Annotated in this window: 11 protein-coding genes; 3 read left to right on the forward strand and 8 right to left on the reverse strand. The window is 70.8% G+C overall.

Annotation, left to right across the window (positions count from 1 at the left end; genetic code table 11):
* Positions 1–90 precede the first annotated feature (90 nt).
* The 3 genes from ACFE8Y_RS17155 to ACFE8Y_RS17165 all read right to left on the reverse strand — a co-directional run bounded on the left by ACFE8Y_RS17155 (position 91) and on the right by ACFE8Y_RS17165 (position 3,960).
* Positions 91–735, reverse strand: coding sequence for a hypothetical protein (locus tag ACFE8Y_RS17155; protein ID WP_375465594.1), 645 nt, complete (start codon positions 733–735; stop codon positions 91–93).
* A complete protein-coding gene (locus ACFE8Y_RS17160) occupies positions 729–2,375 on the reverse strand; it encodes a YadA family autotransporter adhesin (RefSeq protein WP_375465595.1) in 1,647 nt (548 codons plus the stop codon). Before ACFE8Y_RS17160 ends, ACFE8Y_RS17155 begins: the two co-directional genes overlap by 7 nt.
* Positions 2,376–2,556: 181 nt before the next feature.
* Positions 2,557–3,960 carry a deoxyribodipyrimidine photo-lyase gene (locus ACFE8Y_RS17165; protein WP_375465596.1) on the reverse strand — a complete coding sequence of 468 codons (1,404 nt, stop codon included), beginning with the start codon at positions 3,958–3,960 and terminating at the stop codon, positions 2,557–2,559.
* Positions 3,961–4,511: 551 nt separating this feature from the next.
* Here ACFE8Y_RS17165 and ACFE8Y_RS17170 point away from each other — a divergent pair.
* Positions 4,512–5,621, forward strand: a complete 1,110-nt coding sequence (locus ACFE8Y_RS17170) for a hypothetical protein (RefSeq protein ID WP_375465597.1) — start codon at positions 4,512–4,514, stop codon at positions 5,619–5,621.
* Positions 5,622–5,750: 129 nt separating this feature from the next.
* Positions 5,751–6,119, forward strand: coding sequence for a response regulator (locus ACFE8Y_RS17175; protein WP_375465598.1), 369 nt, complete (start codon positions 5,751–5,753; stop codon positions 6,117–6,119).
* A gap of 15 nt (positions 6,120–6,134) precedes the next feature.
* Here the strand turns inward: ACFE8Y_RS17175 and ACFE8Y_RS17180 are convergent, their stop codons facing one another.
* From ACFE8Y_RS17180 to ACFE8Y_RS17195, 4 genes are all read right to left on the reverse strand, one after another.
* The gene (locus ACFE8Y_RS17180; RefSeq protein WP_375465599.1) at positions 6,135–6,878 is read right to left on the reverse strand and encodes a sensor histidine kinase; all 744 of its coding nucleotides are present in this window, start codon (positions 6,876–6,878) and stop codon (positions 6,135–6,137) included.
* An 89-nt stretch (positions 6,879–6,967) separates the two neighbouring features.
* Complete coding sequence (locus ACFE8Y_RS17185; RefSeq protein WP_375465600.1) at positions 6,968–7,705, reverse strand: Crp/Fnr family transcriptional regulator; 738 nt, start codon at positions 7,703–7,705, stop codon at positions 6,968–6,970.
* 84 nt (positions 7,706–7,789) lie between these two features.
* Positions 7,790–10,906, reverse strand: a complete 3,117-nt coding sequence (locus tag ACFE8Y_RS17190) for a CheR family methyltransferase (protein ID WP_375465601.1) — start codon at positions 10,904–10,906, stop codon at positions 7,790–7,792.
* A gap of 143 nt (positions 10,907–11,049) precedes the next feature.
* On the reverse strand, positions 11,050–12,156 hold the full coding sequence (locus ACFE8Y_RS17195) for a TRAP transporter substrate-binding protein (protein ID WP_375465602.1): 1,107 nt from the start codon (positions 12,154–12,156) through the stop codon (positions 11,050–11,052).
* A 122-nt stretch (positions 12,157–12,278) separates the two neighbouring features.
* Here ACFE8Y_RS17195 and ACFE8Y_RS17200 point away from each other — a divergent pair, with 122 nt between their 5' ends.
* Positions 12,279–12,851, forward strand: coding sequence for a tyrosine phosphatase family protein (locus ACFE8Y_RS17200; protein WP_375465603.1), 573 nt, complete (start codon positions 12,279–12,281; stop codon positions 12,849–12,851).
* A gap of 20 nt (positions 12,852–12,871) precedes the next feature.
* Here the strand turns inward: ACFE8Y_RS17200 and ACFE8Y_RS17205 are convergent, their stop codons facing one another.
* Complete coding sequence (locus ACFE8Y_RS17205; RefSeq protein WP_375465604.1) at positions 12,872–14,014, reverse strand: branched-chain amino acid ABC transporter substrate-binding protein; 1,143 nt, start codon at positions 14,012–14,014, stop codon at positions 12,872–12,874.
* Between the last annotated feature and the right edge of the window lie 293 nt (positions 14,015–14,307).

The following is a 14,307-nucleotide window of genomic DNA, read 5'->3' on the forward strand; positions in this document are numbered from 1 at the left end:
CGATTGCAACGCGATCGGGCACGGCTCTAGCGAAGCGCAGGCCACGGCGCGACGGCGTTCACCGGCGGATGGCCGGAGGTACTCGCCCGGTCACGGCTTCGTCAGCTCCGGTGAGGCCGGTGCAGGCTTGGCAGGCCGCGTCGTGCCTTGCGGTGCTGGAACCGGCTTCGGCGGCGCATCCTGTCGCTTGGCCTCGGGCGGGGGCGGGGAGGGCGCGACCGGCGTCGACGATCCGACGTTGACCGAGAGACCGAATACCCGCCAGCGCCCGTCGACCGGAGCGTAGAGCAGTTCGAAATTCACTTGGCTCGGCACCGACGGGAAGAATCCCGCCATGCGCAACAGGCCGTTGGCCTCGATCTGCGGCAGCACCGTCAGTTGCGGGTCGAGCACCGACACGCCCGACAGATCGAGCTTCGAGGCCCGCTGGCTCGCGAAGATCTCGGCCAGCCGGGCCGCGGTGTTGGCGTCACGAAAGCCGGGTGCGGCAAGATCGCGAAGCACCGTGTAGTTGCCGGTCTCGTTTCCCTGGTGGAGCGCCAGGAGCGTGCCGCGGATCAGGATCAGGACCCCGTTCCGGTCGATCTGAGCCGGCTGCGGTGCTGCGGTCGTCGGCGGGGCGGATTTCGACTGAGCCAGCGCCGGCGCTGCGAACGCCGGGACCAGCGCCGCCGTGAAGACCGCGCGAACGATGACGGCGCTGTGCAGGAACCGCGTCAGCCGCCGTTCTACCACGCGTAGGTCAGGCCGCCGCGACCGCCGACATTGGTGCGCCCGCTCGTCCCGAAGCCGACGCCGCCGGAGGCGTAGAGGTTGTCGGTGAGCCGCGCGATGCCGGTGGCGCCGAACGCCGTTTCGCCGTGATAGGTGCCGAAGCTCGCCGAGACGGCGTAGGCCTTGCCCTCCGGCAGCACGGCGCCGCCGAGCGCCAGCGCGATGGCGGTGCCCTGGAAGGCGCTGCGCACGTCGCGCCGCAGTCGGCCGACGTTCAGTTCGAGGGTGCTCACGCGCCCGTCCAGCGCCGAGATCGTGGCGGGGCCGATGTTCGAGCCGGCGAGGTTCCCGTTCGCGTCGGTGGTGACGAAGCCGGTCGTGCCGGTCTGCGCGGCGAGGCTCGCCGCCGAGGTGATGCCGGCCAGCGTGTAGGTCTGGGCTGCGTTGCCGATCGCCACCTGGTTGGCGCGCGTCGTCGCGACGCTCCCGCCGATCGCGACCGAGCCGCCTTGCGCGGCGGTCGCGTTGACGCCGAGCGCGATGCTTGAACCGCCGATGGCCCGCGCATTGACGCCTATGGCGGTGTCGGCCGTGTTCGTCGCCTGCGCGAACGAGCCGATCGCGGTGCCCGAGGCACCCGACGCGACCGCGCTCGCACCCAGCGCCGTCGCGTTGCCCGCATTGGCGGCGGCGCTGGCGCCGACCGCCGTTGCGAGGAGTTGCCCGGCCGCCGTCGCGCCGGCGCTCGCATTGTTGCCGATCGCCGTTGCGCCGGCATTCTGGAAATCGTTGGCTCCCCCGGTAAAGAAGCCCGAGCCGCCCGCACTCGCGGTTGCCCCGACGGCGACGTTGGCGACGGCCCCCCCGATGGTCGCGGAGGCTCGCGCATAGGAGCCGGAGCCGATGGCGACGTTCCGCGTGCCGTCGCCCGTGGCGAGGCCGGCCAACGCGATGTTGCTGCTGCCGCTGCCGCTCGCGTTGCCGTTGCCGATGACGGCGTTGGAGCTGTTGCTGCCGAGGGAGGAACCGTTGCCGAGCGCGACGTTGTTGGACCGGTCGCCCGACGCGTTGCCGATGCCGGCCGCGACGTTGCTCGAGGAGCCGCCGCTGGCGTTCGATGTCGCACCGAGGGCGGTGTTGAGGACGGCGCCTCCGCCGGGAATGATGGTCCCGCTCGCGTTCGAACTGTTGCCGATCGCCGTGTTGAACCCGTTGACACCCGAGCCGTCGGCGACATTGCCGAGCGCGACGTTGCCGCCCAGGTTACCCGAGGCATTCGCGGAAGGACCGACAGCGACATTGGTGCTGAAGCCCGTTCCGTTCGCGTTGGCGTTCAGGCCGCAGGCCATGTCGCGAACCGAACCGGTCGCGGTCGCACCCTGTGCCCCGCCGGCCGTCGCTTGGCAGATGAACTGCGCCGCGGCAGAGGTCGGCGCTCCGATCAGGAAGAGGCCAGCGAGAGCGGGCATTGCCGCTCCGGCCATCAATGTTGCCGCTACGCCACCTCGTATCGACGACCGTGCGCCAGTCTCGAACATAGCCATGCCCTTCGCCAAGAACGATCGATTCGCAAGAACCCACTGCCAGACGTACCGTTCGACTTCACAAGGCACAACGTACAACCAGACACAAATGCTATGTGTTGTAATTTTATCGCACAAACAATAGCATCAATCGAGCGATATAATCTCTCTGGACCAAATTAAAAAGTAATTAAAACCTACAACACTTATATTGAGCGAATCTCCGTAACGCGGGCTCTACTCGGCCTCTCTCAGGCGGCCTTGCATATGGAGCTGACTGTTTTACTCACGGCAGCGTGAATGGGCCTCCATCGCGCGGTCATCCTTGGGAGCCGTGCGCCTCCGCCGCGCACAGCCTCTCCACGGTCTTCACGTAAGCCTTCGCGTCGAACTTCCTGAGCGAGTTCTCGCTCTGGTAGCGCACGGTGCCGAAGACCTTGCGCCGTGCCCATGGGCGGTCGTGCAGGCCGTAGACCCAGGCGACGTTGGTGAACGAGTTCGGGTCGCGCCCGTCGAGGAAGTAGCGGTTGTTGAGCCGGAGCGTGCGCGCGAAGCCTTCCTCGGGCGACGGCGACCATTCGAGGATCTTCTTGCCCCAGTACATGCGCAACTGGTTGTGCATGTAGCCGGTCTCGCGCATCTCGGCCTGGGCGGCGTTCCAGTAGGGATCGTGGGTCTTCCCCGCCGCGAGCTGCGCCTCGGAGTAGCCGTAGGGCCGCGCGTCCCCGGCGTGCTCGGCCAGGGTCTTGCGCGCCCAGTCCGGCACGGCCCGGGCGTAGGCATCGTAGCCGTCCGTGTAGAACACGTGGTTCGAGGCCAGTTCGCGCCGAACGATCAACTCCTCCAGGTAGGTCGAGCGGTCATCGTCGTCGCCCGCCTTCGCCGCGCGGATCGCCAGCGCCATCTCGACCGGCGAGATCTGGCCGAAGTGCAGGTAGGGGCTCATGTGGGAGGCGGCCGCCGCCTCCGGCCTGTTGCGGCCGTTGCCGTAGCCGGCAAGCCCTTCGGCGAGGAACGCCGTCAGCCGCCGCCGCGCCTCGGTCTCGCCGCCGATGAAGCGCCTGACCGGCGCCACGGCGGTGTCGAGGCTCATGCCGGCGAGCACCCGATCGGGATCGGAGACGTCGATCTCGCTCCTCAGGGACAGGCCGTCCGCGCGGTGCTTCACGACCTCGGCCGCCACCGGCTCCAGGAAGTCGTCCCAGAGCCTGTGGAGCTTCGGCCGCAGGGTGCGCGCCGCGAACTCGTGCTTGCCCGAGGCGGTCTCCACCGGCACCACCACGTCGCCCTCGACCTGGACGACGCGGGTGTCGACGCCGGCAGCGATCGCGCCGTACCAGCGCTTCTGAATCGCGAGGTAGCCGCGGTCGAGGACCACGAGGGCCGCGCGGCCCGACAGGTCGCGGGCGACCTCGGCGGGCGAGCCCTTGCGCACCACGAAGGCGACGCCGCGCGCCTCCAGGCCGGCCCGCGCGTCGGCGAGGCCCTGGAGCAGGAAGGCGTAGTGCCGGGCATTGGCCTCGGGAAAGCCGTTCCGGCCGTCGAGCAGCCCGAAGCATGCGACCACCGGCAGCCCGAGCCGGTTCCCCTCCGCGATCGCCCATTCGAGCGCCGGGTTGTGGTGGGCGCGGTTGGCCTGCTGAAGCAGGTAGAGGACGTAGGCGCCGCCGTCCCGCGGCGCAGCATCGTTGAGGATTCGAACCCGCTTCTCGTGAATCGCCATGCTGCCGCGCCCTCTCGTCCGATGCGTTCCGAACCCCTCCGAAGGAAGCTAGAGCGTGACGTCGATTCGTCGCACGCGCGCCCGCGACGCAGGAGGCGAAATCCTCGGGCGATCACGCGAAGCAGCCTTCGACCGGAAACGTGTGCGACATCAGTATGATCGCCACGATCATGTTGCCCAGTCCGCTCCGGCGGCACGTGAAGATTGCCGACCGCCGAATGCGGCATTTTGAGCACAAGGTTCGACCGCCGTGCGCGGACGCACGCAAAACGACAGGATGCCTGCCCCAATCCCCTTGCATTTTCCCGCGATCGGATCAGATTGTGCAACGCGGGACGGCGATGGCGTCGCGGTCCGGCAGCCCTTCTTGGGCGTTTCCTCCCTAGACTTCGGGCCGCTCCTTCGGGGGTGGCCTTTTTTCTTGGCGCGATCAGGCGCTGAGGTCTGTCACCATTTCGGGACGACGACGGCCGCCGCACCCTAGCCTCCCGACCTTCCGCGCATCAGACTGGTCCCGAAGGCGCCGGAGCGCGCCCGCGGGAGGACGACGGATGCGCATGCTTGCGGGAGCGCTGGCGATAGGCTTGGCTTGGGCCGCCCCGTGCGGGGCTGCCGAGGTGCCGACCTTCCAGGTCGATGCGACTTGGCCCAAGGCCTTGCCGAACGACTGGATCATGGGGCAGGCCGCGGGCGTCGCGGTCGATGCCCAGGACCATGTCTGGGTGATCCAGCGCCCGCGCACGCTCACCGACGACGAGCGGGCTGCGAGCCTCGATCCGCCGCGCAGCAAGTGCTGCAAGCCCGCCCCGCCCGTGCTCGAATTCGATCAGGCCGGCACGCTGCTGCGGAGCTGGGGCGGTCCGGGCGCCGGCTACGACTGGCCGGGCAACGAGCACGGCATCCAGATCGACCCCAAGGGCTTCGTGTGGATCGCCGGCAACGGCCCGGAGGACGGGCAGCTCCTCAAGTTCACGGCCGACGGACGCTTCGTCATGCAGATCGGCAGGTCCGGTCCGCAGACCGACAGCCGCGACACCGCCCGCCTCGGCAAGCCGGCCAACGTCGATTTCGACGGCGGCGCCAACGAGGTCTACGTGGCGGACGGGTACTACAACCACCGCATCATCGTGTTCGACTCCGAGACCGGCGCGTTCAAGCGGATGTGGGGCGCCTACGGGACGCCGCCGACCGACGGGGCGCTGCCGCCCTACGACCCGTCGGCCGCGCCCGCACGGCAGTTCGCCAACCCGGTCCACTGCGTGAAGATCGCGCGGGACGGCTTGGTCTACGTCTGCGACCGCACCAACGACCGCATCCAGGTGTTCGCCAAGGACGGCACGTTCGTGCGCGAGTTCTTCGTCGCGCGGAACACCCGCGCCAACGGCTCGGTCTGGGAACTCGCCCTGTGGCCGGACGCGGCCGAGACCTTCCTACTGAACGCCGACGGGGCCAACAACGAGGTGCGCACGCTGCTGCGCGCCACTGGCGAGACGGTGGGCGCCTTCGGCCGCAACGGGCGGAATGCGGGCCAATTCCACTGGGTGCACAACCTCGCCGTCGATTCGCGCGGCAACGTCTTCACCACGGAGGTCGACACCGGCAAGCGCGCGCAGAAGTTCCTGGTCCAGGGCAGCTTCGTCCTGCGCAAGCGTACCCCTTGACGGCAAGCTCAGGTGCGGCGGCGCGATCGGCGTCGGGAGGCCGTTGGGACGCAGATCCTTTTCGCTCGAACCGTGTCACAAGGCGGCGCGTCGCACGCGATGACGCGTCGTTTCGGGAGACCGCATCTGATGGCCGCATCCACGAAGCCTCTCGCCGAGCGTCGGGTGCTGCTTGTGGAGGACGACTACTTCATCGTCTCCGACATGGCGCGCAGCTTCGAGGCGGACGGGGCCGAGGTGGTCGGCCCGGCCGCGAGCGTGGCCGACGCGCTGGCGCTGCTCGCCGGGACGCCGCACCTCGACGCGGCCGTGCTCGACATCAACCTGCGCGGCGAGATGGTCTTCCCCGTGGCCGAGGCGCTGGAGGCGCGCGGCGTCCCGTTCGTGTTCGCGACCGGGTACGATCGGGTCGCGGTGCCGCCCCGCTACGCCGCGGTCGCCCACTACGAGAAGCCGGTGGAGCCCGCCGCCATCGCCCGCGCCCTGCTCGGCACCTGAGGCGGGCGGAGCGCCTCACGGGACTGGGGCCGCGCCCACGCCGTCGTCGTCCGCCCGTCCCGCGTCGGCGAGACGCCCGATCCGCGGCACGAGGGCGAAGCGGAGGGTGCAGCGCAGGCCGTCCGGCGCGTAGGCGATGGTGGTCTCGGCACCGAACTCGTAGCGCAAGGTCCGCTCCAGCATCTCCGTCCCGAAGCCGCGGCGCGTCGGGTGGGCGGGAAGGCCGGCAAGGCCCGTCTCGGTCCAGGCGAGGTCGAGCATCGGGTCGGCCGCGGCCGGCTCCAGGCGCCACGCCACGTGAATCCGGCCGTCGGCCCGGGTCAGCGCGCCGTGCTCCACCGCGTTGACCGCGAGTTCGTGCACGGCCAGGGCGAGGATGTCCGCGGCCCTCGGCTGCAACCGCACCTTCGGTCCCGTCAGGTGGGCCTGCTCGCCCTCGCGGGCGAGGTGGGCGAGGAGTTCGTCCGCGATCAGCGAGTGGAGGTCGATGCCCTCGCTTGGCCGGTGCAGGCCGCTGCTCTGCACCCGCGCGATGGCACCGAGGCGGCCGTCGAGGCGCATGACGCAGTCCTCGGCGCTGCGGTCGCCGTCGGCCGAGCGGCGGATCATCGCGCGCACCATCGCCAGGGTGTTGCGCGACCGGTGCAGCCCCTCGACGACCTGCGATGGGTTCTCAGGTCTCGGCTCGGCGCCCGCGAGGCGCCGGCGCAGCGCCGCGTTCTCCGCCTCCAGCTCCGCGATCCGGGCTTGCTCAGGCATGCCGCGCTGCATCCCTCGGTATGGTGGCGAACGGGGCGGGGCATCCGTCGTCGGGATCGGGGCGGAGCGCGTCCGGTGCGGGCAGATTCTCAGCTTGCATCGAGGTGCGCCCCCTCGCGGTCGAGGTGAAGGTAGGCGGGATCGAACAGGGCGAGCGCCATCAGCGCCGGAGGGTTGTGGATCGTCAGGCGCCTGCCCTTCCAGGTGATCTGGCCGGAGGCGCGCAGCTCCTGGAGCGTGCGGTTGACGTGAACGCTCGACAGGCCGAGCGTGTCGGCGAGATCCGCCTGCGTGATCGGCAGGTCGTAGCTCGCGTCCTCGGTGAGCCCGACCGCGCGCAGCCGCAGGAGAAGCTCCAGGAACAGGTGGGCGAGGCGCTCGGTGGCCGAGCGCTGGCCGAGGCTCACCGTCCATTCGCGCTGGATGGAGGCCGTCAGCAGCATGTCCCACGCCAGGGCATCGGCGATGCGCGGCGAGGCCGCCCTCATCGTCTCGATCCTCTCCTGGGTGATCCTGGCCAGCGTCACGGGCGTGAGGGTGGCAATGCCGTGGTCCATCTTGCGCAGGATGAAGATGTGCGGATCGCACAGGTCCCCGGGCACGAAGAACGCGATGATCTGCCGGCGCCCGTCCTGAAGCTGCTTGTAGCGGCACGCCCATCCCTCGAGCACGAGGTTGACGTGGCGCGGGCCGTCGCCTTCCCGGATGATGTCCTCCCGCGCGCCGAGCTGACGCACGCCCTGGCCGGCCGACTCCGCCAGGAGCTTTCGCTCCGCGTCGGAAAACCGGGTGAAGTTCTCCAGCTTGCGGATGAACGGCTTAGCCATGCCTGATCGTCAACCGTGATATCGAGGCCGCGGTGCGCCAAGCCCGACCGCCCGGCGCCGGGTTTATCCGGACCCTTTCCCCGGTCAAAGCGGCATATCGATCCGACAGGCGACGCCGTCGGGGCCGAGCACGAAGCGGGCCTGCGCCCGCAGGCTGTAGTGCAGGGCCTTCTCGATCAGGTCGCGTCCGAATCCGCGCCGCTCCGGGCCGGCGGGCATCGCGACGCCGCTCTCCGTCCAGTCGAGCACCAGGCGCCGGGCGGCCTCCGCCCCGACCACCGTCCAGGCGATCGCGACGCGGGCGCCGGCCTGGGCGAGCGCGCCGTGCTTGAGCGCGTTCGTCGCGAGTTCGTGGAGTGCCAGGGCGAAGGTCTGGACGTGCTCGACGTCGAGGACGACCGCGGGCCCGGACACCGTCACCCGGTCGCCCTCCTCGCCGCCGTGGGCCCGCAACTCCAGGCGCACCAAGTCGCCGAGGTCGATCGCGCCGCCGTCGGAGCGGCCGAACAGCCCCTGAACCCGCCCGAGCGCCTTCAACCGCTCGGTGTAGGTGTCGACGGCCGGACCCGACCCCAGCGTCTGCCGGGCGATCGACTGGACCACCGCGAGCAGGTTGCGGGTGCGGTGCTGGAGCTCCGCGACCAGGACGCGCTGGCGCATTTCCGCCCGCGACAGGCCGGTCACGTCCAGGAAGCTGACGACCACGCCCTCGACCAGATCCTCGCCGCCGCGATAGGGCGCGAGCCGCACGAGGTAGCGGGCCTCGGTCTCGGCGCGATCGATCTGCCGCTCGATCGTCTCGCTCCCGCGCATGATCGCGGCGACGTCCTCGGCGAGGTCCGGCAGCGCCAGCCTCCCGGCGAAGTCGGTGATCGGGCGGCCGCGGTCGCTCGGCAGGATGTTGAAGATCGCCGTCACCGCCGGGGTGAAGCTGCGGATCACCAGCCGCGCGTCGAGGAAGACCGTGGCGATGTCGGTGCTGGCGAACAGGTTGTGCAGGTCGGCGTTGGCCTGATCGAGGGCCTCGACCTTGCCGTTGAGCTCGGCGTTGACGGTGTAGAGCTCCTCGTTGACCGATTGCAGCTCTTCCTTGGACGCCTCCAGCTCCTCGTTGGTCGATTGCAATTCCTCGTTGACCGAGACCAGTTCCTCGTTGGACGATTTCAGCTCCTCCAGGGCGGTCTCGTACTCCTCGATCAGGGATTGCAGGCGCTCGCGGGTCTCGCGCAGCTCGCGTTCGAGCTGGACGGCGGCGTCGTCCTGGGTTGAGACCGAGCGGTTCAGGGCGGCCTCGCGGCTGAGCGAGGGGCCCTCGTCGGTGAACAGCACGAGGAACAGCGGCTCCTCGGAGCGCCGCTCGGCCAGCGGCTCGATGGTCACGGTGACGATCTGCACCCGGCCGTCGTCGCCCTCGACGGCCAGCCCCTCCCGCAGGATATGGCCGCCGGTCTCCACCGCCTCGCGGAACGCCGAGCGCAGGTCGAGGCGCAGGCCCTTGCGCGCCATCGTCAGGATCTGCCGGGTGGGGCTGCCGGCGGCCGCCTCCAGGTACTTCCCCGTCCGGTTCGAGTAGTACACCACGTCCCCGTCGCGGTTCACCACGACGTGGGGCGGGGCGAAGCGGTCGAGCACCTGGGTCTCGACCGCGTGGCGCAAAGCCGGCGTGCCGCTGGTGCCCTGCCGCGGCCGCAGCTCGCCGATCGGCAGGGCCGCGCGCAGGCCGCTGAGCACGAGGGGGACGCGCGGCGGCGCGGCGTGATCGTCGCGGCTCCTGAAGATGCGGTGCTTCTTGTCGACCGCCGAGAACAGCTCGGCGAACTGGCTGAGGTTCTCCGACATGCCGAGGAACAGGTAGCCGCCGGGCCTGAGCGCGTAGTGGAACGTCGGCAGCACCTGGTTCTGCGCAGCGAGGCCGAAGTAGATCAGCAGGTTGCGGCAGGACACCATGTCGAGCTGCGAGAACGGCGGGTCGCGGATCACGCTGTGGGGCGAGAAGATGCACAGGTCGCGCACCGACTTGGCCAGCACGTAGCTCGCCCCGTCCTGCACGAAGAAGCGGCGGCGGCGCTCGGACGAGACGCCGTCGAGGAGCTGCTCGGGATAGCGGCCGGCCCGCGCCACGCCCAGCGCGTGCTCGTCGATGTCCGTGGCGAAGATCTGCACCCGGCAGGCCGCATCGAGCGTTTCCATGTGCTCGATCATCAGGATCGCCAGGGAGAACACCTCCTCGCCGGTGGCGCAGCCCGGAACCCAGATGCGCACCGCCTCGCCGCCGCCGCGCCCCTCGAACAGCCTGGGGATCACGAGCCGCGCCAGTTCCTCGAACGCCTCGGCATCGCGGAAGAAGGTCGTGACGTTGATGAGGAGGTCGCGAAACAGCGCGGCGACCTCGGCCGCGTCCTGGCGCAGGCGCGCGACGTAGGCCGCCATCGCGTCGGTCTGCACGATCTGCATCCGGCGCTGCACCCGGCGCAGGAAGGTCTTGGTCTTGTAGCCGCTGAAATCGTGCCCGACCTGGTTGCGCAGGATGGTGTAGATCTGCCCCCGCAGATCGTCGAGGGACGGGCCGCTCGGCTCGCGGCCGCGCAGGGCATCCTCCGGCATGGCCAGCGCGCGGGCGTAGGCCACCAGGACCCCGCCCATCGCGTCGGCGGGAATGCCGAAATCGACGAATCCCGTGGCGATGGCGCTCGCGGGCATGTCGGCGTTCCGCGGCCCGTGTCCGTCGGCGACCCGCGCCAGGGTGATGCCGCCGCGCTCCTTGATCGCCTTGATGCCCAGTGCCCCGTCGGAATCGCTCCCCGAGAGGATGACGCCGCCGGCGTACTCGCCGCGGTCGGTCGCGAGCGCCGTCAGGAAGATGTCGACGGGATGGCGCTCGCGCTGACCCGGGCTCTGCGGGCGCACGACGAGCCGCCCGTCCTCGATGCTGACGAGGGCATCGACCGGCAGCACGTAGACCCGGTTCTCGGCGACCTCGACGCCGTCGGATGCGATCTCCACCGGCAGCGCGGTGAAGCGCGACACGATCTCGGGCAGAACGCTCTCGTGCCTCGGACTGAGGTGGGTGACGATGACGACGGCGAGGCCGGATTCGGCCGGCACCCCGCGGAAGAATCCCTCCAGGGCCTCGACCCCGCCGACGGAGGCGCCGACGCCGACGACGGGGAAGCGCGCGGACCTGTCGGGTGTTTCATCCATGGCGTCGGCTCCCCTTCATCGACGGCAGGTTCGCGCCGTCGTCGCGGCCCAGGTCCTCCTGGCTCAGGTCCTCGTGGCTCAGGTCCTCGCAGTCCACCTTGGCACGGGAGCCGCCTCGGGCACGAGGCGGCAAGGTCTCTGACCTAGCCGCGAGCGCGGGCGCGGATCATGAAGTTGTCGAAGGTGTACTCGGCCACCTGGAACCAGAGGTACTCCTCGTTGCGGAACGTCCGCATCGCCTCGTAGACGCGGCGGAAGTCCGGGTTCTTCGCGGCGATCTCGGCGTAGACGTCGTTGGCGGTCCGCAGCGCCGCCTCCATCACCTCCTGGGGGAACGGGCGAAGCTGCGCGCCCGTGGCGACGAGCCGGCGCAGGGCGCCGGGGTTGCGCGCGTCGTAGCGCGCCTGGACCTCGGCGCCGACCTGGGCCGCGGCGCCCTGGAGGATCGCCCGATAGGGCTTGGGCAGGGCCTTCCACGTCTCCGCGTTCAGCCAGAAATGCAGCATCGCGCCACCCTCCCAGAAGCCGGGATAGTGGTAGACGGGCGCGGCCCTCTGCAGGCCGAGGCGCTCGTCGTCGTAGGGACCGATCCACTCGGCCGCATCGATGCGCTTGGCCTCCAGCGCCGCCAGGATCTCCGGGCCGGGCGTCGCCTGCGGCACCGCGCCGAGCTTGGCCAGCACCTGCGCCCCGAGGCCGGCGATGCGGATCTTCAGGCCCTGAAGATCGGCGAGCGTCCTCACCTCCTTGCGGAACCAGCCTCCCATCTGCGCGCCGGTGTTGCCGCCGGGGAGCGCCGCGAGGCCGTTCCGGGCAAACAGTTCGGCGAACAGGTCCGCGCCTCCCCCCGCGAGCCACCATGCGCTCTGACCCCGCGCGTTGAGGCCGAAGGGCAGCGCGGTGGCCAGCGCGAAGGTCGGGTCCTTGGCGCTGGCGAGCGTCGCCGGGCCGTGGCCCATCTCGACCGTGCCGGTCCCGACCGCATCGAGCAGGCCGTCGGCGGCCACCGCCTCGCCCGGCCCGCTCACCTGGATCTGGAAGCGCCCGTCGCTGGCCTCGGCGACGAGGCGGGCGAAGGTCTCGGAGGCGCCGAACAGGATGTCGAGGGTCTTGGGGAACGCCGAGGCGAGGCGCCACCGCATCTCCGAGGCGGCCTGTCCCAGGGCCGGCGCGACGACGGCCGGAGCGGCGATGCCCGCGGCCGCGCCGAGGCCCGCGCTGAGGAGGGCGCGTCGCTTCACGGGGGTCATGGCACCTCCTTCGGTCCGCGGGGGTCCGACGCATGGCGAAAGCGGAGTCCGGCCGGCGGCCCCCTACCACGTCCGGCACCGGTCTCGAAACCGGGGCCCGCGCGTGCTACGCCGCGGGCGTCGTGACACCCGAATCCATCACCCTCCACACCGTCTGCGGCCTCGCGGAGCTGACGCATCACGGCGGGCGCGGCGTCGACCGCGTGCTGTCGCTGCTCGATCCGGGCACGCCGGAGCCGGATGCGTTCTCCGGCTACGCGCTCCACCGGCGCACGACGCTGCGCTTCCACGACTGCCTTGGGCCCGGGGACGGCCTCGTGCCGCCGGGGCCGGAGCACGTCGAGCGCATCCTCGCCTTCGGCCGGGATCGCGGGGCAGGGCCGGGCGGTCACCTCCTCGTGCACTGCCACTACGGCCTGTCGCGCTCGACGGCCGCGCTGCTGATCCTGTTCGCCGACGCTGAGCCGGCGAGCCGCGCCGAAACCCTGGTCGCGCGCCTGCACGCCCTGCGCGAGCCGGCATGGCCGAACGCGCGGATGATCGCGCTGGCCGACGCGGCGCTCGACCGGAGCGGCACCTTGAGCGAGGCGGTGCGCCGCCTGCACGCGCTGCAGCTCGGCGTGCGCCCTCACTTGGCGGAGCTGCTGCGGGGGCTCGGACGCGGGTCGGAGGTGGACGCGGCGCTGGCGGGCTGAAGCGTCCGGCCGGTCGGAGCCTACTTCGGTGCCGGCGTGAAGGCGCCGTCCCGCCAGACGTAGAGCACGTAGCCCTGCGCGGTGACGTCGCCCTTGGCATCGAAGCCGATCGTGCCAAGGGCGAGGTCGAAGCGCTCGGCATGCAGCGTCGCCGCGATGCGGCGGGGCTCCTGCGTGTGGGCGAAGTCGGCCGCCGCGACCAGGGCCTGGAGCGCGGCGTAGCCGTAGATCGTCGAGCCGGTCGGCTCCGTGCCCTCCGCCCTGAAGGCCTTGACGGCCTCCGCCGCGGCGGGCTGGCGGCTCGGATCGAGGTAGAACGTCATCAGCACGCCGTTGCTCGCTCCGCCGGCCACCTTGGCGAAGTCCGGCGTGGCGATCGTCGAGGTGCCGAACCATTGCGGCCGAAAACCCCGCTCCGTCGAGATCCGCACGAGCCGCCCCATCTCCGCGGCGTCGCCGCCGTAATAGGCGACCTCGATGCCGGCCGCCTTCAGCCGATCGGCCAGGGCCGCATCGTCGGCGTCGCTCGGCGAGAAGGCGGCGAGCAGGGCCTCGTTGATGCCGATGCGGTTGAGGTTGTCCTTGGTCGCCGCCGCGAGCGTCCGCGAGGCGGGGGTCAGGTCCTGGAGCAGGGCGATCTTGCGGTCGCGGAACCGCTCGGCGAGCACGATGGCCGACAGTCGGGCCTGATCGTCGTCGCGGCCGCAGATCCGGAAGATCGTCGGCAAGCCGCGATCGGTGAGCTTGGCGGATACCGAGGCCGCGGTGATCATCGCGACGCCGTTCTGGGCGTAGACCTCGGAGGCCGCGATCGAGGCGTTGGAGCAGACGTGGCCGACCACGAGGCCGACATCGGCGCGCACGAAGTGGTTGGCAACCGCCGTGGCCGTGTTCGAGTCGCAGGCGTCGTCCTGCACGTCGAGGCGGATGGCCTGACCGTCGAGGCCGCCCCGCGCGTTGGCGTCGCGCGCGGCCGCCTCGATGCCGCGCAGCACCTGCTCGCCGACCGCGACGTAAGCGCCCGAGCGCGGCACCGCGACGCCGACCACCACGTCGGCCGCGGCCCCGCCGGGCGCCGCGAGACAGAGGGCGAGACATGCACCGAGACGCGGCCGCAGGCGGGATCGGAAGGCGCCGAACCTGAGAACGCGTCCGATCGTCATCAGGCCCCTGCTCGGCATCCATGCCCCTTCGCGGCGGCGTCCAAGGTTTCGTCATGGCGACGCGGCGGGCGCGTCGGGCGACCCCGCGAGGCGGCCTCTTCCTCCGAAAGCCCCTTTCCGGGCAAGTCGTTCGACGGCCGCAGGTCGATGCGGCGGCAACGGGCGCACCCACATGGCCCGGCACAGGCAGGCTACCGCCCGCGCACTCCGGCCCTGCGGTTCGGTGTATCGGATCGTGTCAGCGTCCAGTTGCGTAGACGGTTGCGGCGGATGCGACGGGTCCTGCGATGGAG

The organism is uncultured Methylobacterium sp., from assembly GCF_964242245.1.
In the GTDB taxonomy this organism is placed as follows: domain Bacteria; phylum Pseudomonadota; class Alphaproteobacteria; order Rhizobiales; family Beijerinckiaceae; genus Methylobacterium.